Origin of the sequence: Acinetobacter piscicola (assembly GCF_002233755.1) — a bacterium.
Classification (GTDB): Bacteria; Pseudomonadota; Gammaproteobacteria; order Pseudomonadales; family Moraxellaceae; genus Acinetobacter; species Acinetobacter piscicola.
In genome coordinates this window covers 195,764-217,954 of sequence record NZ_NIFO01000001.1, presented here as the reverse complement: position 1 = coordinate 217,954, position 22,191 = coordinate 195,764, and the positions used below count along the sequence as shown (strand labels likewise).

The window sequence follows — 22,191 nt, the reverse complement described above, 5'->3', positions numbered from 1 at the left end:
TGTTTTTGCCCTATCGTTTGGCATTTACGCTATAATAAATCTCCTCTCCCCCGTAGAAAACAGTGGAAAAGTTGAATATGTCAGAGAACCGTAAACCAGAACAGGGCGTCAAATTACGCGGTGCAGAAAAAGTGGCTCGCATACCTGTAAAAGTTATCCCAACGGTTGAAACGCCTCGAAAGCCTGATTGGATTCGGGTCAAAATGGCTGCGCCTGATGAAGTTCAACGTATTAAAACCACTTTACGTGCACAAAAATTACATACCGTATGTGAAGAAGCCGCTTGTCCAAATTTACCCGAATGTTTTGGTGGCGGTACTGCAACCTTTATGATCATGGGTGATATTTGTACACGTCGCTGTCCATTTTGCGATGTCGCACATGGTCGCCCAAATGCGCTTGATGCTGATGAACCTCGTCACATGGCAGAAACCATTGCCAACCTTGGTTTAAAATATGCAGTCATCACTTCTGTTGACCGTGATGATTTATTGGATGGTGGTGCACAACATTTTGTTGATTGTATTAAAGAAGCACGTGCATTAAGCCCAAAAACATTACTTGAAATCTTAGTTCCAGATTTCCGTGGTCGTATGGATGTTGCATTACGCATCATGACGGAATGCCCGCCTGATGTGTTCAACCACAATATTGAAACTGTACCTCGTCTTTATAAAGCAATGCGTCCGGGTTCAGATTATCAACACTCTTTGACTTTATTGAAAATGTTTAAAGAATATTGTCCTGATGTGCCAACAAAATGTGGGTTGATGGTCGGTATTGGTGAAACTGAAGAAGAAGTGATTGCACTTTTAGATGATTTACATGCGCATGGTGTAGATTATGTGACGATTGGTCAATACTTACAGCCTTCTAAAGAACATGCACCGATTGATCGTTTTGTAACACCAGAAGAGTTTGAACGTTATACGGCACATGGTCACAAACTTGGATTTAAAAATATTTGGGCTGCACCGATGGTTCGTTCAAGTTATTTTGCAGATCGTCAATATTATGGTGAGCCTGTTCCACAAGTTCGTCGTAAGGCAGATCCTGCGAAGAAAATTGCCGTTCAAACCATTGAAGCGTAGTTTGGCTACGAATAAAAGTATTTTGTTTTAGATTGAAAAGCCCTCAGATATTGATAATCCCAGTCAGTTAAGAGTAATTTAGTCGTTACTTATCTAAGAATCTCCCCTAACCCCTCTTTAAAAAAGAGGGGAACTACTGAGAATTTAAAATAATTTTAGATTCTTGGTACTCCCTCCTTTATCAAAGGAGGGATGGGGAGGATTTAAAAATGCTTAACTGATCAGCATTACTCAGATATTGAGGGTTTTTTATGTCTAAAATTTAAGAATTATTCTATGCATAAAAAAACCGATGCCTAAACATCGGTTATTAAAAATCTAATGAATGCTAATCTAAAATGTGAATCGATTAAGCCTTTAACCATTTCTCTGCTTGAGCTTGATCTACAACATTTAACTCAACAGTGGTTAAATCAACTTCCCCACCCTGCAATTCGAATTGTATAAATTCATCACGGCGGAATGCATAAACAGTAAATGTAGCTTTGTGCTTAGCGTATTTTTCAAGTAACTTTTCAGATGCTTTTAAACCATCAATCGCAATAATCACATCATTTGCAGATAGTCCAGCTGCAACACCTGCACCATCACGACGCGCTTGTTGAATCAGCAGACCTTCAGGTTTTTCTACAACTTTTAAACCAAATGGCAAGGTCTTGTCATTTTTTAAGCTATAGCTTAAACCAAATTCAGGCAATAGTTGATCCAATGGCAATTCATCTGTGGTGTTAATCAAATGATTAATTTGTTCAATCCAATCATCACCTGTCAATTCTTTACATAGGTCAAAAATAGTCCGTTCATTCACCTGAATACCCTTTTGGCTATTTTCATACAAACGGCGCATTAAGGCATCCAAACTTGAACCACGTAAACGAAGCCCTAAATCTAGACACAATGCAACCAAACAGCCTTTGTTGTAATAACTGGTTCCTGCATTATTTGAGTTTTCATCCTGACGGTAGAATTTAATCCATGCATCAAAACTTGACTCAGAAACAGACTGGATAAAACGTCCCGGATTTTGTAAATAGCGATCTATTTGCGACTTCAATAGTTTTAAATACGACTCCTGAGAAATCACACCACTACGCAGCAGAATCAAATCATCGTAATACGACGTAAAACCTTCAAAAATCCACAATAAACTGGTGTAGCCTTCTTGGTCTAAATCATAGTTCGTGAAATTTTCAGGGCGAATAAATTTAACTAACCACGAGTGAAAATACTCATGACTACATAAGCCTAAGAAACGTTGATAATCTGCCGAAGGCTCAGTCGGTTCATCCACTTTTGGTAAATCATCACGTGGAGAAATCAGACTGGTGCTATTGGGATGCTCTAAGCCACCATAGCTATTGCCTGTTGCCATGGTCATAAAGGTATAATCTGAAAATGGTGTAGAGCCAAACATTGAGATTTCAGTACTGCAAATTTTTTCAATATCTTGCTTCATACGTTCAGCATTCATTGCATGCTGACCTGAAACAACAAATTCATGTGGAATACCATTCGCCTCAAAACTGAAACGGGTTTGATCTGCCAACTCAAAAGGTGCATCGATCAATTGAGCATAATGATCAGCTTTCAGGGTATAACGCCCTTTGACTAAACTTTTTGATGCTAAACCTGTCGCAATTTGGAAATGTTTGAGTTCATCAGGTAAGAATATTTCCAACTCAATCGGTGCCTGTTCCTGATCTTGTAAACCTAAACACACACATGCAGGATTGACGTACAAACGTGTTTGATCGACATAAGCACCACGTACTGACAAATCATAAGCATAGACATCATATTCAACCGTAATCAGCTCATGGTCTGTGTTATATAAACGCCATTTATTTTTTTCAAATTTATTGATTTTAAGCTGGCGACCATCTTCATCATAAGCTTTGACTGCTTCGATATGTTTCGCAAATTCACGTATTAAATAACTACCCGGAATCCATGTGGGTAAAGAAAGTACCTGTGTTGGATTGGCAAGAAAACGTAAAGTAACATGAACGAGATGCTGACGATATTCGTCGAATTCAATTTGATAATGCAACATAGTGATCTATTCAAAAATACAAAACAAAGAAATTACCAATTAGAGTAGCATTTTTTTACAAAGTTATGCGTTGTTAGTCGCAATTGTCTACAGTTTTAACTAGCCTTGTTTTAAAAAAAAGCATAGCATTCCCGCAGTTCGTGCGTTCTCGCCATAGGATTGGCTAAAGGTAAATCTGTTGAAAATTCTCGTTTCTTTTATTGCATTACTCAGCTTAATTTGTTCCACACTTGTCAATGCTGCTTTATTAAATATTAATCCCCAAACGGTTGAAGCTGAAGCTTGGACTATTCTAGACACGCAAACAGGTCAAACCCTTGCCGAATATAATAGTCATGTGCAACGTGCACCTGCTTCTATGACCAAAATGATGGTTGCTTATATTGCATTAAAAGAGTTAAAAGCAGGTCATATTCGTAAAGAAGAAATCATTACAGCGACTCCAGTTGTGCAGATGGTGCAATGGGATGAATCGCAAATGTATTTAAAACAAGGCGAACAAATCTCAATAGATCACCTCCTTGCTGGTCTGATTGTCATGTCTGCCAATGATGCAGCGGTGACTTTAGCAGAACGTATTTCAGGAGATGTTCCTACTTTTGTCGCTCGAATGAATCAAGAAGCACAAGCTTTGGGAATGAAAGACACTCATTTTGCCAATGCTCCTGGTATAACCATGCCTGAGCATTTTTCTTCTGCACATGACATGGCGCTTTTAGGTCAAGCAGTCACCACACAAACACCTGAATATTTACATTATTCAGTGATGCCAAGTTTTAGTTATAAGCAGCGGTTTCATCATGCAACCAATTTGGTTTTAAAGTCTGACCCAAGCGTTGATGGTCTGAAAACTGGTTTTACTAAAGCCGCAGGTTATAACTTAGCATTAACAGCACATCGCCCTTCTGACATTGCAGAATCACCTGATCGTCGTTTGATTGTTGTGGTTATGGGCGCAAAAAGCGCCACAAAACGTGCTGAAGTTGCACATAAATTACTCAATCTCGGTTATGCATATACTCGTGATGAAGTGGCAATTAAAGATAGACAGCTTATTGCTGAATTGCCTGTCATTAAATCAACCTTGAAAATGTTTAAAGTTGAAGCTAAAAAACCTCAATTAGTCACCACTTCTTTATATAACGATGCTAGCCCAATCGATTTAATGACTTTCGATGTCAATAACAGTAAGGTCATGAAAGCAGACTTAAATGGTTTATTAACAGCCGTTGAACCTTTACAAGAAACACAGACCCATTTAAATGTTGAATTAAATGAGACCTCTTTGACTGCGCCACTTGAAAAAATCATGCATTTAGCAAAAGTCAATGTATACCAAAATAATATATTAATTCAGAGTTTTGACATTGAAGATGAAGTGCATATTGAACAAGCATCATGGTTTGAACGCTTATTGGAATGGATCAAATCTTTGTTCTAAATTAAAACCAAGTTTTTTAGTCAGTTTTATTGTATTTATGTAAATTGTAATACAAAAAAAACTCAATTATATAAAGAGGATGGCATATTTAAGCCATCCTTTTTTTATAATAAATCGAGTCTTTTGTATGTCGAATCTACATCATATTGTGATTGTTGGTGGTGGTGCTGGTGGCTTAGAACTGGTTACTCAGCTTGGTGATACTCTCGGGAAAGGTAAAAAAGCCAAAATCACCCTCGTAGATCAAAAACTTACGCATATTTGGAAACCACTTTTGCACGAAATCGCTGCAGGAACAATGAATCCAAGCGAAGAAGAAATGAACTACTATGCGCATGCGGCAAAACATCATTATGAATTTGTACTGGGTCGTTTTGAACAACTGGATCGTGACAATAAAACCATCACACTAAGCAAAACCCAATCTTCAAAATATGAATCAAACCATGAACAAATCACTTTAGGTTATGACACCTTAATTCTGGCTTTAGGTTCAGTATCCAATGATTTCAATACACCAGGTGTCAAAACGTTTTGTCACTATTTAGATAGCCGCAATCAAGCTGAAGTTTTTCAACAAGACTTATTGCATTTGTACTTAGATGCACAAAACAAAGACGTGGATCGCAATCTACAAATTGCAATTATTGGTGCAGGTGCAACAGGTGTCGAACTTGCTGCCGAACTCGTACAAGCCAAGCAGAATTTTTATAAGTATGGTTTAAATAAAATTAATCCAAAAAATGTCAAAATTTCATTGGTAGAAGGTGCAGATCGTATTTTACCTGCCCTTTCAGAAAAAATTGCTGAACATGCAACTCAGCAATTAGAACGTATGAAAATTGATGTATTGACTGCAAAACGTGTTGAAAAAGTAGATGCAGAAAAAGTTTATTTTAATGACGGTACTTCGATTGATGCCCAACTAAAAGTTTGGGCTGCTGGGATTAAAACACCGGAAGTGATTGCCAATTTAAAAGGTTTTGAAAAAGACCGCATGGGACGTTTAGATGTCTATGCGACACTACAAACCAAATCTGATCCAAACGTGTTTGCATTTGGCGATTGCGCGCACTGTATTTTAGATGCACGAGAAGCGCCTTTAGGCCCACGTGCGCAAGTTGCAAGCCAACAGGCAACCTTTTTGGCAGATGCCATGCAAGCACGGATCAAAGGCCGACCACTACCAATGTTCCAATTCTCTGACAAAGGCTCACTGGTTTCATTGAGTAAAAATAAAGCCGTAGGCGAACTACTTGGACAGGTGAATGTTCAAGGTTTTGTTGCAAAATCGATGTACGTATCGTTGTACCGTATGCATCAAGCCACGATTTATGGTTATGCACATGCAGGCTTACTGACTGCTAAAGATTTTGTTACACGAAAAATCGCACCAAAAATTAAATTGCATTGAAATTTGATTTTTTGCCCATATTAATGAAAAAATCGTCAAAAAAATGATGAAAGTGCAATTTTTTAGTAATTTTAGTCTACAAAAATTGCTTTTCACTTTATGATGTACACTTAAAACTATCGATTATCGAATGGATCAATAACATGACTGCTATTGCAAATAACCACGTAGTTTCTTTCCACTACACGTTGACTAACGCTGAGGGTGAAACTCTCGATAAATCACAAGGTGAACCACTTGCCTATTTGCATGGTGCAGGTAATATCATTCCTGGTTTAGAAAAAGCTTTAGAAGGTAAAGCTGTTGGCGATAAATTCACAGTAAACGTACCTGCTGCTGAAGGTTATGGCGAATACAATCCTGACCTAGTACAAGAAGTTCCTGCACAAATGTTCCAAGGTGTTGAAAACATCGAAGCGGGCATGCAGTTCCAAGCTCAAACTGATGACGGTGTTCAAATCGTTACAGTTAAAGCAATTGAAGGCGACAACATTATCGTTGATGCAAACTTCCCACTTGCTGGTCAAGACCTTACTTTTGAAGTTGAAATCGTTGAAATTCGTGATGCTTCTACTGAAGAATTAGAACATGGTCATGTTCACGGTGCAGGTGGTCATCACCACTAAGATCTTATGATCTGTGCGGAAAAGGCAAAGTTTTATACTTTGCCTTTTTTGTACCCATTAAAAATGTATTTTCAATCAATGATTTTAATGTGAATAACTAAACACTATGCAAAGACAACTGATTTGGTTTAGGCAAGATTTACGTATCCATGATCATGCTGCACTATGGCATGCCGCACAGTCTGGACATGTTGTTGCACTCATTATCCTCTCCCCTGAACAATGGAAAATACATGATGATGCGCCGATCAAAATTGATTTCTATCTACGCCAAATTCAGCAATTAAAACTAAGTCTAGAAACACTCAATATTCCACTGATCATTCGGATTGTTCCTTTATGGAAAGACATTGCCACAGAAATCAATCAACAGTGTCATGAGCTAAAAATTGAAAATGTACATGCCAATATTGAATGTGGTGTCAATGAATTAAATCGTGATTTTCAAGTTCAAAAAAGATCCTCACGTGATTTAATTCTGTACCATGACCGCACTATTTTCCCGATCGGATCAGTCCGCAATAAATCAAACCAACCCTATCAAGTTTTTGGTGCATTTAAAAAATATTGCTATGAGCAATTGAGCATTTCTATTCCACAATCATACCCAGTACCAACACCTCAGCAAACAATCGAAATTGCAATATCAAGCCCGATTCCCTCACTGCAACAGTTAGGGTTTAAACTGGATGAGATGAAACAACAATGGCCTGTAGGCGAGCAATATGCTTTAGGTTTACTTGATGACTTTATTGAGAATAAAATTTTTGATTATCAAACTGAACGCGATTATCCAAATCACCAAACGACCAGCCAACTTTCAGCATATTTAAACATTGGCATACTTTCCATTCGCCAATGTTTAAATGCTGTATTCCGCGCACAGCAAGGACATTTCCATATCGACAATGTTGGGCAGCAAACATGGTTAGATGAACTACTGTGGCGTGAATTTTATCAACATATCTTGTTTGATTTTCCACGTGTTTCTAAGCATTTACCATTTAAGACTGCAACACAAAATATCCAATGGCGTCATGCACCTGAAGACTTAAAAGCGTGGCAAATAGGTCAAACAGGCATTCCTATTGTCGATGCTGGAATGCGTCAATTACTGCAAACTGGCTGGATGCATAATCGTGTCAGAATGATTGTTGCCATGTTCCTCACCAAGAATTTATTGATCGATTGGCGTTTGGGCGAACAGTGGTTTATGCAACATTTAATTGATGGTGATTTAGCAGCCAACAATGGTGGATGGCAATGGTGCGCTTCAACTGGAACAGATTCCGTCCCCTATTTCCGTATCTTTAATGCTGTGAGTCAATCACAAAAATTCGATGCTCAAGGGAATTATATCCGTCAATGGCTGCCTGAACTTGCACATTTAGATGCGAAAACGATCCATGAACCCTATGCAAAAAACTTAGATCTTAATTTAAATTATCCAAAGCCGATTGTTGATTTAAAACAGAGTCGTGTTCGAGCAATTGAAGCCTTTAAAAACATTTAGTTGGTAAAGACTTCGGAAATAAGCATTAAATTGCTGTTTTAAATATGCTTGATACGAGCTGCTGATTAAAATCTGGACGTTCAATCGACTCGTAATAACAAAGGTTTTTAAATACACTCTCCACCGATAATGTAATGATTTTCTGTTCAGAAAACGACCATGCTTTTGCCTGATTTTTTCCAGTAAATGCATTACCTGTCAATTGAAATAAAAACAAATCAGCTTGAGTTTGGCTCGATGGTTGCGTATTTGAAGATCGCTTTTCTAGGTTTAGTTGGTATGTTGAATCAGCCAACCATTTCTCACTAAACCAAAGTTGCAACAAATCACCAAGCCAAACTTTTTTATACCCAATTGGCCATACATTCAATTCGGCATGTTCAACTTCTATATGATATTGCTCAGGATTTTGTAAAATTGAAAGATAGTTTTCTTGATAAAAAGAAAAATTTGAAAAAATTTTGGGAATCGTAAGCGTATTCATTCGCTGTCTCCTATTTAGCCATTTTAGTGCTGGCAAGTTGGTTAAATCCACACGGTTTAAGCATTGCTTAAACTCACTTTATAAATTTAATCTAGCAAGCCAAATTTTGTATTGCAACCTTTTTGGCTGAGTTTTTTTGATTTTTTGCATTATCGTTCAAATAAAAAGCATATAACTTAAAAATGAACAAAACATGACATGAAAGGCTTGACCACAAAAGATATATCCTTATAATCGCATGCAGATTCTCCAATAGCTCAGTCGGTAGAGCGACGGACTGTTAATCCGCAGGTCCCTGGTTCGAGCCCAGGTTGGAGAGCCAAATACTAAAAAGCCCACTCATTATGAAGTGGGCTTTTTTTATAGTGAAATATTTATATCGATTGACACAGCAGTATTACACGAAAGTAAATTGAATAAACGACTGCAATTACATCTAACTAAAAAAAAAGAAGTGAATCAATCACTTCTTTTCTAAAATCTTTAAGCCATTTTTTTACTCGGCACACCGCTATGAAAACGGAAAGTATCATCAGGATCGAGAATTAAGTTTTTTTCAACTTCACGAATTAATTCAATCCGTTGTTGAATATCCTCTTCTGGATCTTTCAATTTTGCAGTTTTTGCTACATCCAAAGCGAGCGCAAGATAATCCTCATAGTGGCGAGATTCAGATTTCAATAGATAACGATAATAACGTCCAAGCTCATCATCAACAATCGGTGCTAAAGCATAAAAACGTTCACAAGAACGTGCTTCTACAAATGCGCCAATCACCAAAATATCGATCAATGCCTCAGGCTCATAAGTACGAATTTCCTTACGCAAACCACCTGCATAACGTCCTGCACTTAAACCCTTCCATTCTTGACCACGTTTGGTCATAAATTCTAAAACTTGCTCATAATGCAACATTTCTTCACGAACAAGTTGTGCTAGTTTGATCTGTAAATCAGTAAAAAAACTATAACGGAACATCAAATTCATCGCTGTTCCAGCCGCTTTCTTTTCACAATTCGCATGATCTTGCATGAGCAATGGGAGATTGTTCAACGCTTCATCCAACCACGCTTTCGGTGTTTCACAACCTAAAAAAGCAATCACAGGTTGCATGAGTTCATCATAATTAATACTAGACATGACCAATATTCAACAACAAAAATTTAAATAAAAAATTAACCAGCAGCCTGTATTGCTGCCTTCATATCCTTAACCGCTTGCTCTAAACCAACAAATACACTTTCCGCAATAATCGAATGCCCAATATTCAACTCATGGATTTGAGGAATGGCAGCAATCGCCGCAACATTATCAAGATTTAAACCATGACCCGCATTGACCACTAAGCCTTTAGACACAGCATATTCAGTGCCTTTTATAATACGCTCTAATTCAGCTTGTTGCGCTTCGGCCGTTTCAGCATCTGCGTAAGCACCCGTATGTAATTCGATGGTTGGCGCACCACATGCAATTGCAGCATCAATTTGAGCAAAATCAGCATCAATAAACAAAGAAACATCACAACCAACAGCCGTTAAAGCTTGAGTTGCGGCCTTCACATCTTCGAAATGCCCAACAACGTCTAAACCACCTTCTGTAGTCACTTCTTGACGTTTTTCAGGAACAAAACAAACATGATGTGGTTTAATTTCTTTGGCAAAAGCAATCATTTCATCAGTTACGGCCAATTCTAAATTCATTCTGGTTTTTAAAACAGGGCGCATGCGACGTACATCATCATCTTGAATATGACGGCGATCTTCGCGTAAATGTAAGGTAATGCCTTCTGCCCCTGCTTGTTCACAAATTAATGCGGCTTTTACAGGATCAGGATAAGTCGTTCCACGTGCTTGTCTTAAAGTCGCAACATGATCAATGTTTACACCAAGCAATGCAGCCATAACATTTTCCTAATATCAATAAATTTAAAATTAACGATTTACAATTTTCGATTGAGCATTTTGAGCCCAAAGCTGACGGCTTTTTAATGGTCGATCACCGAGTAATGAAGTAATCATTTGCCGATAAAGCTTTGCGAGTAATTGTAACTGTTCTGCGTTAAAATCCCCACCCTTTTCATAATTCACCATCGTGAGAATTTGTTGCCCTAATAATGTTGCTGCTGAACTATGCGCAACAGGAGTAAAGCCTTCAGATAATTGAAATTGATAACGCTGAGTGTTAATAATCTCTTGTTGGTTAGAATCATGTGCATAATCCAAGGGATAGCCTAGTTCTTCAAGCAATGCATGTTCAAACTGACGTAAAATTTGCCGAAGAAATAAATCAGCCTGTGAATGCTGTGCCAAATCTTGTAATTGTTGTAAGGTTAAATGATATTGCTCAAAGGTTTCAGGCATTGCCTCTTCTAAAGGACATAGCCTTAAAATAACTTCATTCAAATAAAAGCCTGAAAAAAATGCATCACCATAAAAGAAAATGGGTTGGTTTAATATTTCAAGTTTAGAAAAATTCTTTAGCTCAGATTTTCCTGAGGCTTGTAAAGTAATCGGTTGGTATTGAGGTGGAGGTGTCTGTCTAAGAATACCATCGACACGCCCATGCTCTTGCGTAAACAAGTGCACAATATGACTACGTTCTCTATATTTACGATGATGAATTAAATAACCATGTAAAATTTCATTACGCATGGATCAGTGCTTCATTCACTGATTTCACAATTAATCATCATCTTTTTTCTTTTCTTCTTCGTCATCACCATCTGGAATGACAGCACCCACAACAGCAGCTGTACCTTTAACAACCCCTTTTGTGGTTTTATAAGCAACTTTCACAGGAACTGTCACAATCTTTGTAATACAGCCTTGCAACATCACGATGCAAGCAAGAATTGAAATCACACGAATCATAACAGCTCCTATTATTTGTTGAACGATTAAATATCGCTATAACCTAGACTTTTAAGTGCGCGCTCATCATCAGACCATCCACCTTTCACTTTGACCCAAAGTGTGAGCATAATCTTCTGTTCGAACATTTTTTCCATGTCGACACGAGCATCCATACCAATTTTCTTCAACTTAGCACCTTTTTCACCAATCACAATGGCTTTTTGCCCAGAGCGATCGACAAAAATAGTTGCATCGATATAAGTACATGCAGCTTTAGGACGACCCGTTTTTTCATTTACGGTCGCTTCTTCAGTTTTAAATGATTCAATTTGTACCGTTAAATCATAAGGTAACTCTTCACCCAACTGACGCATGATTTTCTCACGAATGATTTCACTCGCAAGGAAACGTTCAGAACGATCTGTTAATTGTTCCAAAGAATACAATGGTGGTTGGAATGGCAGGTATTTTTCAATTGCTTCACGCAAATGATCAAGGTTCGCACCACGTAATGCTGAAACTGGAACAATTTCAGCAAAATTCATCAACTTTGCACGTTCTTGAATCAACGGTAAAATCAAACGCTTATTTTCTAAAGTGTCAATTTTATTGATGACCAGAACCACTGGCATTTCTGCGTTTTTCAGTTTTTCTAAAACTAAATCGTCATTCGGCGTCCATTTTTGTGCATCTACAACAAATAGAACCAAATTCACATCACGCAAAGCAGAATGTGCAGCTTTATTCATCATTTTATTGATAGCACGGACTTCTTTTTTGTGCATCCCAGGCGTATCTACAAATACGGCCTGTGATTTTGCACGGCTATCAATACCAATAATTTTATGACGTGTCGTTTGTGGTTTACGTGAAGTAATCGATAATTTTTGACCCAATAAATGGTTCATTAACGTCGATTTACCCACATTAGGGCGTCCAACAATTGCAACAAATCCACTTCGATAATCAGAAGGAATTTCAAAACCTTCCGAACTAAAAAATTGATTAATTAACTCATTGCCGTTTTCAGGCGGCTCGTGATCAGCATCATTGTGATCGGAATGTGTATTCATGCAGTTTACTGCTCCAATAGCTTTAAAAAATCCGCCGCAACTGCCTGTTCTGCAAAGCGGCGACTCGATCCCTCACCCATCATTTTAGGTAAGCCATCTACGGTACATTCTACTTTAAAATGTTGATTCGGTGCATCACCCTGAATATCTACAACCTCGTAAATCGGTAGTTGTTTTTTGCGAGCTTGTAGATATTCTTGTAAACGTGATTTTGGATCTTTCAATTGATCTGTTGGTTCAATATTTTCAAAATACGGTTCGTACCATTTCAAAACAATTGACCTTAACAAAGGCAAATCCTGACAATCTGTATAAATCGCACCAATAATCGCTTCTACTGTATCTGCTAATATTGACTCACGATGATGACCACCTGATTTCAACTCACCTGTACTTAGGATTAAACTGGTGCTTAATTTTAAGTCATTGGCAATTTTACCCAAGGCTTCCTGACGAACGAGCGTTGCACGCATACGTGTGAGACGCCCTTCGTTTTCAGTTGGATAAGCATGATACAAATAGTCTGCGATAATCATACCTAACAATGAGTCGCCTAGAAATTCTAAGCGCTCATAGTTATATTTATGACTCACCGAACGGTGTGTCAGCGCAAGTTGTAATAACTCGTATTGTTTAAACTGATAACCAATTCTGCTTTGTAAGCGAGGATCACTTACTTTCAACTGACCTTTTATCAAAACTCTTCTCGAAAGTGAGGACTATATCGATATTCAGCATGAAATTTTTTCGTACTTCATATTTCTTAGTCACTTGTAAACCATCTTGTGTGGAAACCGTCGCAATATCATCAAATTTAATATCTCTGATATTGTTCATTTCTAACCTTCTACCAACCTCTGATGAAAATTTCGAGGGTGTAATATCTGCAGGGCTATTCTTAATTTGCTCTACAATTTGCTGATCAACTGCATGATCGTCCCAATATAATGGCCATACAGCTACTATGATTTTCAACATAAAAGCTAAGGCAATTATCCCCAATAAAATTCCAATGTATGAAGTGCCTTGTTGATTTTTACGCATTTTTTTATCCAACAGGTGAAATTAATAATCCTTCATTTCAATTGAATAGAATGACCTAGTTTCATCAAATAAAACAATGTAACTATTCCATTGACTTCAATTGCCTATCTATAAATTTCTTAGATTCCCTTATAAACATCAGGCGAGACAAAATTTATTAAGCGTATTATCCTTGAAACTGACACAACTTACTAGTTCTAATCATTTGTTGTGCTTAATTTTTCTTATGAATCAAAGTCACTCGATAGATATAGCAGATAAAAATAAAGGTCAACTTTAGTGACCTTTATTTAAAATTGATTTGATCAAAACAATTAATCGATTGCACCATTACGGCTAAAAGAAGGCATTTTAAATCCAGGTTCTTTATGCATCCATTTATAGATCGCATGCCCTGTTAAATTCTCTTCAGGTACAAAGCCCCAAAAACGACTATCTGCGCTTTGGTCACGGTTATCACCCATTGCGAAATAATGTCCTTTAGGAACAGTGACTTCCCAGCTTTCGCCATTTGATTTAACAAAACGGTCATTCGCTGTTGCAACATAAGGCAAGTCTTGTTTTTGTTGTGCATAATTAAATGCACTGATCAGTGTATTTTGACCTTCCAATAGGCGAACTAAATGCTTATGTTCACCCATTTTTTCATAATAATAAATCGATTTAGGCGTATCTAAAATGTCTTTTTCACGACTAAATTCTGTTGGAATTTGTTGTACATTTTGACCATTAATCGTTAATTGACCTTTATTAAATTCAATACGATCACCCGGTAAACCAATAATACGTTTGATATAGCTAATTTTAGGGTTTTTCGGATATCTGAAAACTGCAACATCACCACGTTGCGGTTCACTGATATCGATAATTTTAGTGTTGGTAATCGGTAAGCGGATTCCGTATTGGAATTTATTGACCAAAATATAATCACCTGTTTCTAAAGTGGGTACCATAGAATCAGATGGAATATTAAACGGTTCAAAGAAAAAAGAACGCAATACCAATACAATCGCTAAAACTGGCCAGAAGTCATACGCCCATGAAATAATGAATTTTTCATTCCCTTTCCCTTTGGTTGCACGTTGTTTTAATACAAACTTATCGAGTAACCATAACCCAAAAAATACGAGTGTTACTGGTACAAGAATTAAATTAAAATCAAAATCCATGAGCGACGATACCTTCTTTTATTATCTTTCTACTTTCAACACAGCAAGGAACGCTTCTTGTGGGATTTCAACACTACCCACTTGCTTCATACGTTTCTTGCCTTCTTTCTGTTTAGATAACAATTTCTTCTTACGAGAAACGTCACCACCATAACATTTCGCCAATACGTTTTTACGCATTGCTTTTACTGTTGAACGTGCAATGATCTGAGCACCAATCGCTGCTTGAATCGCAACGTCAAACATTTGGCGTGGAATCAAATCTTTCATCTTTTCAACTAAAGCAATACCACGGTGACGTGCATCATTACGATGACAAATCATCGCCAATGCATCAACTTTGTCACCATTAATTAACACATCAACCTTAACTAAAGATGAACTCTCAAAACGTACAAAGTTATAATCCAGTGAAGCAAAGCCACGTGAACAAGATTTCAACTTATCAAAGAAATCCATCACCACTTCTGCCAAAGGAATTTCAAACGTAATCGATACTTGGTTACCCAAGAATTTCATATCTTTTTGCACACCACGGCGTTCCATACACAATGTCATAACATTACCCAAGAATTCTTGAGGAACTAAAATATGACACTCTGCAATCGGTTCACGTAAATCTTCAACAGTAGAACCGTCAGGCATTTTAGATGGGCTGTCGATATAAATCGTTTCACCATTTTTCATCAATGCTTCATAGATTACAGTTGGTGCAGAACTAATCAGGTCTAAGTCATACTCACGCTCTAAACGTTCTTGTACGATTTCCATGTGCAGCATACCCAAGAAGCCACAACGGAATCCAAAACCTAGCGCATCAGAACTTTCAGGTTCGAAAAATAATGCTGAATCATTAATTTGTAATTTATGCAACGCATCACGGAATGGTTCAAAATCACTGGCATCAATTGGGAATAAACCTGCATATACCTGTGGTTTCACCTTTTTAAAACCGGGTAAAGTAGCAACCTCTGGTGTCGCTGCTAAAGTAATGGTATCCCCGACTGGTGCACCAAAAATATCTTTAATACCCGCAATGACGAAGCCTACTTCACCTGCTTCAAGCATTCCAGTTTCGGTATGTTTTGGATTGAAAATACCTACTGAAGTGATAATGTGCGATTGACCTGTTGATTTGATCAACATTTTATCGCCTTTACGCACACGACCTTGTTTAACACGAACTAAAGAGACAACACCTAAATAGTTATCAAACCAAGAATCTACAATTAAAGCTTGCAGTGGTGCATCACGATCACCTGTTGGTGCAGGAATAACATTAACCAATGTTTCCAAAACACCTTCCACACCCAATCCTGTTTTTGCAGAACATGTTGGTGCTTCAGTCGCTTCAATCCCAATAATTTCTTCAATTTCATGAATTACACGTTCAGGCTCAGCCTGCGGTAAATCAATTTTATTCAGTACAGGAAGAACCTCAAGACCTTGCTCAATTGCGGTATAACAGTTTGCAACAGACTGAGCTTCAACACCTTGCGCTGCATCGACAACCAATAATGCGCCTTCACAGGCAGCGAGTGAACGCGAAACTTCATATGAGAAATCAACGTGTCCTGGAGTATCAATAAAGTTAAGCTGATACTCTTCGCCATTTGGATGCGTGTAATACAACGTCACGGATGCAGCTTTAATGGTAATCCCGCGTTCGCGTTCAATATCCATAGAGTCAAGGACTTGCGCTTGCATTTCGCGCGCTTGCAATCCGCCACACATTTGAATAAAACGGTCTGCAAGCGTCGACTTGCCGTGGTCGATGTGAGCAATGATCGAAAAATTGCGTATATTTTTGATATCGACGGATTTTTTAGCTTGCGCCATGGGCTACCTTGAACATATAAATTGCGCTATGTGTGAAGTTAAAATCACATAGCAAAGCTGATAAATAAATTGCGATGGATTATAGCAGAATGCGGTTATAGAAAAACAAATATATTGTTCTGAATAATGAAAGAGTTCGCCACGAATAAATTTATGCTCAACAGATATGGCTCATTCGAGCGAAAGTTTAAAAATAAGTCGTGATGATATTTCTAAATTTAAACCAGTCTGCTGATCTATATTCAGTTTAGTTTGGTGAAATCCATGTTTCAAAAGAAGTTGTATAGACTTAATATTTTCAGCATACACCTCTGCGATCACGAAACTGATCTTTTTAGAAAATAATAAGTTTTCTTTTAACTCTACAAATATTCTGCTCAGGACTTCTGACATAAAGCCCTGTTGCCAATAATTTGGATGTAAATCATATCCAATCACTACACCATATTGGCCATCAGTTTCGATGATTTTATTTACGCCAAAACTTCCAATCAGCTTTCCAGATTTCAAACGAATTGCATAACGATAGCCTTGCTGATTTGCAAATCGATCATGCATTTTATCAATCAAATCTTGAGCCTGATGGATCATTGTAAATTTCTTTACATCATAGAATTTAAGCACTGCATCATTTGAAAACAATTCAAAGAAAGCATTTACATCCGTATGTTTAATATCATTTAAAATCAAACGCTCAGTTTTTATCCATTTTAACTGACTCATGATCACACTCTTGTATATATAAAATCAGATTTTTAATTCGTTGGTCTTTCACTTAAAACAAAAGGATCTAATTCCGCATCAATCGGTTGATATGCTTGAATAAAAGTTGGCGACATTCGTTTAGGACGTCCAGTGGCAATTTCAATACATGCCCATTTGGTGTTTCCAGTAAATAATAGACTGTTATCGCTCGCTTTAAAAAATGCATACTGACGGAATGAATATAAAGCATTGATATCATATAACCACGTTCGAAGAATAACGTCATCACCTAACATAGCTGCTTTACGATATTGAACATGATGTTCAACAGCAACCATCGCATGCTTCATTTCTAAATATTGTTCTAGCCCCACACCTAATTCTTCGATATGGGCAGATGCCACATCCTGCATCCATTGCACATACACCACATTATTCACATGACCCAAAACATCGATATGCTCTGGTTTTACTTTGATTTTTAAATCAAACACTGAACTCATGTGGTCCTTCCTTTTCACTCTATCTCTAAAATTGCATTATTTTTACATAAAAAAGCCACTCAGTGAGTGGCTCATTTGCTATTTCAGAATAGAGTATCAAGTATTTTATTGAATACGTAAACCAACCATTGCATGTTGGCCTTCACGTACAATCGCTACACGAGCAACTGTATTTTTCTGCAACTCAGAAACAGCTTCAACAAAATCATTTGGTGTATTGATTTTCTTACTATTCACCTGAGTAATGATATCCCCCGGAATAATACGTGATTGAGCTGCCAAACCACCTGTTGTGACATCTTCAATAAACACACCACCTTTCAGACCTAATTTATTCTTTTCAGGTTCAGATAGACCACGAATAACCACACCTAAAACAGGTCCTTTGCGTGGTTTAGTCACTGCTGTTGCGTCATTTTTTGCAGGTGTATCATCAGGCGCTGCTGCTAAAGTTGCAGTAATCACTTTTGGTTTATCATCACGTAAAACTTCTAACTGAACCGATTGCCCTGGCTGAGTGCGATTTAAATAATTGAGCAATTCTCCAGTACGAGAAATAGGTGTGCCATTATATTTCATGATCACATCACCTGCTCTAAACCCAGCTTTAGCTGCAGGAGAGTCAGGTGTAACTTGAGTAATTAATGAACCTTCCGGTTTATCTAACTTATAAGCTTCAGCTAAATTACGATCGATGTCTTGTAGCATGATACCTAAGAAAGAACGAGTGACTTTACCATTCTTTTTCAGCTGATCGACAACGTCCATTGCGACATCAATTGGAATAGAGAATGACAAACCCATATAGCCGCCTGTACCACTGAAGATACGCGAGTTCACACCAACCACTTGACCTTGTTGGTTAAACAGTGGACCACCTGAGTTACCCGGATTTAAAGCCACATCTGTCTGGATAAATGGAACGGATGTTTCACCCATCATATTACGAGATTTGGCACTGACAATACCTGCGGAAGCCGAATAGTCAAATCCAAATGGAGAACCAATGGCAAGTACAGGTTGTCCCACCTTAAGCTGATCAACATTTCCAACACTCAATGATGGATAGTTATTACCTTCAACTTTAAGCAAAGCAACATCTGTACGTTCATCACTACCGACGACCTTCGCATCAATTTCACGACGGTCATTCAACATAATTGTGACTTTAGATGCGTCTTCAACCACATGGTGATTGGTGAGTAAATAACCGTCTTTACTAATAAAGAAAGCACTACCATAAGCGGTCTTTTCTTGTGGCGCTCGTTGCTGTGGGATAATGATCTGATTACCAAAGAAACGCTTTAGAATTTCAGGAACTTGTTGCTGTAGCAATTCTTCCTGAGATAATTTTTTGACAACATTAACACTCACAACAGCGGGACTAACTTGTTCAACCAAGTTAGAAAAATCAACAGGTGTTGAAGCTTGAACTTGTGATGTTGCTGCAGCGACAGAAAATACTGCTGCATACATTCCTTTTTGCATTAGACCATTACTCATTTATCACGAACCTACGTCTTATAATTTTGCTTGAAAAATATTTGTAACATATTATTTGATGTATTTGCGTAATAATATGTTTTCATTTTTTTATAAAACAAGACTTTACTTAATATTAGCTTAAAACAAACTTTATGCTGTATTTAGACTAAATCTGAACCCTGTGACTATTGTATTTTCTTGAAAAAAAGAGTGTTATTAGCAGACTTTTTTCAAATTAGCTGATGGACATGTCTAATTTAAACACAACACATCAATTTGATGTGATTATTGTGGGCAGTGGTGGTGCTGGCTTAAGTTTAGCTTTATCGTTACCTGAACACTTCAATATTGCTGTTTTAGCTAAATCTACATTGACCGATGCAAGTACTTATTTTGCTCAAGGTGGTGTAGCTGCTGTACTGGATGAAACAGATTCTATTCAACAGCATATTGATGACACAATGATTGCAGGCGCACAACTTTGTGAGCTTGATGCTGTAAAGCAGACCGTTGAAGGTGGGCGTCCATCGGTTGATTTCTTACTCAATCATGGTGTGCAGTTTACATTGGATGAAGATGAGCAATTGCATTTGACTCGTGAAGGTGGGCATTCTCAACGTCGCATCATTCATGCTGCGGATGCAACGGGTAAAGCGATTTCAACCACACTCGTACAAAGAGCACAAGAAAAACAAAACATTCATATTTTTGAAAACTTCATTGCGATTGATCTGATCACAACGCATAAATTAGGTGATAAAGCTGTAGCCAATCGTGCTGTAGGGCTTTATGCACTTGATGAAGCCAATGAAAAAGTTCATACCTTTTTAGCACCATTCACAGCTTTGGCGTGTGGCGGTGCAATGAAAGCTTATTTATATACTTCAAACCCTGATATTGCGACTGGTGATGGTATTGCAATGGCCTATCGTGCAGGCTGTCGTGTTGCCAATATGGAATTTAATCAATTCCACCCAACTTGCCTATATCATCCGCAAGCACGTTCATTCTTAATTACTGAAGCAATGCGTGGTGAAGGTGCTTATTTGCGTTTACCAAATGGCGAACGTTTCATGTTGCGTTTTGATGAACGTGCAGAACTTGCACCTCGCGATATTGTTGCACGTGCAATTGATTTTGAAATCAAACGTTTAGGTATTCGTCATGTGTGGTTAGACATTACGCACAAACCTGCTGATTTTGTCAAAGAACATTTTCCGACACTATATGCTCGTCTTTTAGAATTAGGCATTGATATCACTACAGATATGATCCCTGTTGTTCCTGCTGCACATTATACTTGTGGCGGCGTGGTTGTTGATGAAAATAGCCAAACTGATCTTGACGGTTTATATGCGATTGGTGAAACCTCTTATACAGGTCTACATGGTGCAAACCGTATGGCAAGCAATTCATTATTAGAATGTTTTGTTTACGGCATGAGTGCTGCCAAAGATATTCAAGCCAAATACAATGCAACATTTGAAGTGCCACGTGTACCTGAATGGGATGCAACTCAAGTGTCTAATCCTGATGAAGATGTTGTGATCTTACAAAACTGGGATGAATTGCGTGCCACCATGTGGAACTATGTTGGCATTGTAAGAACAACCAAGCGTTTACAACGTGCATTGCATCGTATTGAAATGCTAAAAAAAGAAATTACTGAGTATTATCAAGACAATCATGTTAGTAAAAATTTGATTGAACTACGTAATTTAGTTATGGTTTCCGAAATGATTGTGCGTTGTGCAATGCAACGTAAAGAATCACGAGGTTTACATTACACCTTAGATTATCCAGAGCTTTCACCAGAATTACGTAAAACAGTGCTTACACCACCAAACTTTACTGTAGAAACACCTTTAGTTAATGAAAGTGTTTAATTTTAATAAGAATCAGGGTTAAATTCTTTAATCTCTGATTCTCAAAAATAAAAGGTATCTTCAACAAGATACCTTTTATTTAATTCATTTCAGCTTTAATTTATTTCAGTTTTTATCTATTTAAAGCTTTGTTTTTACTTCTTTAGGATAATAAATTTGATGTGCTGTTTCAAAAGTCTGTACATGTAATTTCACCAAATCATCTAAATTTTGATAACCACCGGCTAAAACGAACATGATCGGGATCCCCTCTCGTTTCGCCATATTAAAGACAATTTCTTCTCTTTTTTGAATCAATTCAGTACTAAACCAAGCAGAACCATAAGGATCGGCTTGATGGCAATCCATGCCAGCTTGATAAATAATAATATCGGCTTTCCATTCTTCTGCACGCTGAAAAGCTTCATGTAAAGCAAGCATATATTGTGCAAAACTACCATTTTTAGTATGCACATGCCGACTTTCAGCACGCTCATAAGTTGGATAACCAAAAGCTAGACCGTAAATACTAAAATTATATAAATTGTCCAATCTTCGGGTAAATTCAGCAGTTCCATCGCCACCATGTTGATCACAATCAAGTACAAATATTCTTTTATTGGGATACTGTTGGGCAATCAGCGCCAACCCATTAAAAGTACAATATGATCCACCGTACTCATAGGCTGCATGATGAAATCCTTGCGCAATATTAGCAGCGATACCATGTTTAAAAGCAAGTTCTGTTGCCATCAATTGCCCTGAATTAATCGTTAAGACAGCATCTCTTAACTGCTCATTCCAAGGTTTAAACCCCGCAAAAGTGGCTAACTTTTTAGGTTCACCTGTCAAAAATGCATCCACATATTTAGGTGCATGCAATGCTCTTAAAATTTCAGGATCAATCGGTTGCGGTTCATGGAATTTATAATCATCAAATTGCTGTAGTTTTTCAGCCACTGCGACCAACTTCTCCATACTATTGGTATGTGTTTCGGCGAAATAGTTTGGCGAAAAACAAACATTTAACATAT

General features: G+C 37.6%; 21 protein-coding genes and 1 tRNA gene. 7 read left to right on the top strand and 15 right to left on the bottom strand.

The features are described 5' to 3' along the window. Positions 1-77 precede the first annotated feature (77 nt). The gene (gene lipA / locus CDA10_RS05930) at positions 78-1,091 is read left to right on the top strand and encodes a lipoyl synthase (protein ID WP_089604645.1); all 1,014 of its coding nucleotides are present in this window, start codon (positions 78-80) and stop codon (positions 1,089-1,091) included. A 349-nt stretch (positions 1,092-1,440) separates the two neighbouring features. Here lipA and CDA10_RS05925 read toward each other — a convergent pair whose 3' ends face one another. Then, positions 1,441-3,144, bottom strand: coding sequence for a M61 family metallopeptidase (locus tag CDA10_RS05925; RefSeq protein WP_089604644.1), 1,704 nt, complete (start codon positions 3,142-3,144; stop codon positions 1,441-1,443). Positions 3,145-3,322: 178 nt separating this feature from the next. On the opposite strand from CDA10_RS05925, the gene CDA10_RS05920 reads away from it, so the two are divergent. From CDA10_RS05920 to CDA10_RS05905, 4 genes are all read left to right on the top strand, one after another. After that, entirely contained in the window at positions 3,323-4,585 is a 1,263-nt protein-coding gene (locus CDA10_RS05920) for a D-alanyl-D-alanine carboxypeptidase PBP6B (protein WP_089604642.1), read from the top strand. Positions 4,586-4,712: 127 nt separating this feature from the next. Further along, on the top strand, positions 4,713-5,999 hold the full coding sequence (locus CDA10_RS05915; protein WP_089604640.1) for an NAD(P)/FAD-dependent oxidoreductase: 1,287 nt from the start codon (positions 4,713-4,715) through the stop codon (positions 5,997-5,999). A gap of 143 nt (positions 6,000-6,142) precedes the next feature. Further along, complete coding sequence (locus CDA10_RS05910; protein WP_089604638.1) at positions 6,143-6,625, top strand: FKBP-type peptidyl-prolyl cis-trans isomerase; 483 nt, start codon at positions 6,143-6,145, stop codon at positions 6,623-6,625. 106 nt (positions 6,626-6,731) lie between these two features. Next, entirely contained in the window at positions 6,732-8,138 is a 1,407-nt protein-coding gene (locus CDA10_RS05905; RefSeq protein WP_089604637.1) for a cryptochrome/photolyase family protein, read from the top strand. Between the two features lie 25 nt (positions 8,139-8,163). On the opposite strand, the gene CDA10_RS05900 is transcribed toward CDA10_RS05905, so the two are convergent. Further along, the gene (locus CDA10_RS05900; protein ID WP_089604635.1) at positions 8,164-8,622 is read right to left on the bottom strand and encodes a hypothetical protein; all 459 of its coding nucleotides are present in this window, start codon (positions 8,620-8,622) and stop codon (positions 8,164-8,166) included. Between the two features lie 246 nt (positions 8,623-8,868). Between CDA10_RS05900 and CDA10_RS05895 the strand changes: the two genes are divergently transcribed. Further along, positions 8,869-8,944: transfer RNA gene (locus tag CDA10_RS05895), tRNA-Asn, on the top strand. 161 nt (positions 8,945-9,105) lie between these two features. Here CDA10_RS05895 and miaE read toward each other — a convergent pair. The 12 genes from miaE to CDA10_RS05835 all read right to left on the bottom strand — a co-directional run bounded on the left by miaE (position 9,106) and on the right by CDA10_RS05835 (position 19,310). Beyond that, positions 9,106-9,762, bottom strand: a complete 657-nt coding sequence (gene miaE, locus CDA10_RS05890; RefSeq protein ID WP_089604633.1) for a MiaE family protein — start codon at positions 9,760-9,762, stop codon at positions 9,106-9,108. A 35-nt stretch (positions 9,763-9,797) separates the two neighbouring features. Then, a complete protein-coding gene (gene pdxJ / locus CDA10_RS05885) occupies positions 9,798-10,523 on the bottom strand; it encodes a pyridoxine 5'-phosphate synthase (RefSeq protein ID WP_089604632.1) in 726 nt (241 codons plus the stop codon). 30 nt (positions 10,524-10,553) lie between these two features. Next, positions 10,554-11,273: a DNA repair protein RecO gene (gene recO / locus CDA10_RS05880; RefSeq protein WP_089604630.1), complete on the bottom strand. Its 720-nt coding sequence runs from the start codon at positions 11,271-11,273 to the stop codon at positions 10,554-10,556. A 30-nt stretch (positions 11,274-11,303) separates the two neighbouring features. After that, the gene (locus CDA10_RS05875; RefSeq protein ID WP_089604628.1) at positions 11,304-11,492 is read right to left on the bottom strand and encodes an NF038104 family lipoprotein; all 189 of its coding nucleotides are present in this window, start codon (positions 11,490-11,492) and stop codon (positions 11,304-11,306) included. Positions 11,493-11,518: 26 nt separating this feature from the next. Further along, positions 11,519-12,547, bottom strand: a complete 1,029-nt coding sequence (gene era, locus CDA10_RS05870; RefSeq protein WP_089604626.1) for a GTPase Era — start codon at positions 12,545-12,547, stop codon at positions 11,519-11,521. A gap of 5 nt (positions 12,548-12,552) precedes the next feature. Then, entirely contained in the window at positions 12,553-13,245 is a 693-nt protein-coding gene (gene rnc, locus CDA10_RS05865) for a ribonuclease III (RefSeq protein ID WP_089604625.1), read from the bottom strand. Next, the gene (locus CDA10_RS05860; protein WP_089604623.1) at positions 13,217-13,591 is read right to left on the bottom strand and encodes a DUF4845 domain-containing protein; all 375 of its coding nucleotides are present in this window, start codon (positions 13,589-13,591) and stop codon (positions 13,217-13,219) included. The genes rnc and CDA10_RS05860 overlap by 29 nt, the downstream gene beginning before the upstream one ends. 314 nt (positions 13,592-13,905) lie before the next feature. Beyond that, a complete protein-coding gene (gene lepB / locus CDA10_RS05855; RefSeq protein WP_089604622.1) occupies positions 13,906-14,760 on the bottom strand; it encodes a signal peptidase I in 855 nt (284 codons plus the stop codon). 21 nt (positions 14,761-14,781) lie between these two features. Beyond that, positions 14,782-16,599: a translation elongation factor 4 gene (gene lepA, locus CDA10_RS05850; RefSeq protein ID WP_089604620.1), complete on the bottom strand. Its 1,818-nt coding sequence runs from the start codon at positions 16,597-16,599 to the stop codon at positions 14,782-14,784. A gap of 171 nt (positions 16,600-16,770) precedes the next feature. Further along, positions 16,771-17,322 carry a GNAT family N-acetyltransferase gene (locus tag CDA10_RS05845; RefSeq protein ID WP_089604618.1) on the bottom strand — a complete coding sequence of 184 codons (552 nt, stop codon included), beginning with the start codon at positions 17,320-17,322 and terminating at the stop codon, positions 16,771-16,773. A gap of 32 nt (positions 17,323-17,354) precedes the next feature. Continuing rightward, positions 17,355-17,807 carry an acyl-CoA thioesterase gene (locus tag CDA10_RS05840; protein WP_089604616.1) on the bottom strand — a complete coding sequence of 151 codons (453 nt, stop codon included), beginning with the start codon at positions 17,805-17,807 and terminating at the stop codon, positions 17,355-17,357. Positions 17,808-17,912: 105 nt separating this feature from the next. Continuing rightward, on the bottom strand, positions 17,913-19,310 hold the full coding sequence (locus CDA10_RS05835; RefSeq protein ID WP_089604615.1) for a Do family serine endopeptidase: 1,398 nt from the start codon (positions 19,308-19,310) through the stop codon (positions 17,913-17,915). A gap of 224 nt (positions 19,311-19,534) precedes the next feature. On the opposite strand from CDA10_RS05835, the gene nadB reads away from it, so the two are divergent. Next, positions 19,535-21,178 carry an L-aspartate oxidase gene (gene nadB / locus CDA10_RS05830; RefSeq protein ID WP_089604613.1) on the top strand — a complete coding sequence of 548 codons (1,644 nt, stop codon included), beginning with the start codon at positions 19,535-19,537 and terminating at the stop codon, positions 21,176-21,178. Positions 21,179-21,298: 120 nt separating this feature from the next. Here nadB and CDA10_RS05825 read toward each other — a convergent pair whose 3' ends face one another. Then, a complete protein-coding gene (locus tag CDA10_RS05825; protein ID WP_089604612.1) occupies positions 21,299-22,189 on the bottom strand; it encodes an arginase family protein in 891 nt (296 codons plus the stop codon). Between the last annotated feature and the right edge of the window lie 2 nt (positions 22,190-22,191).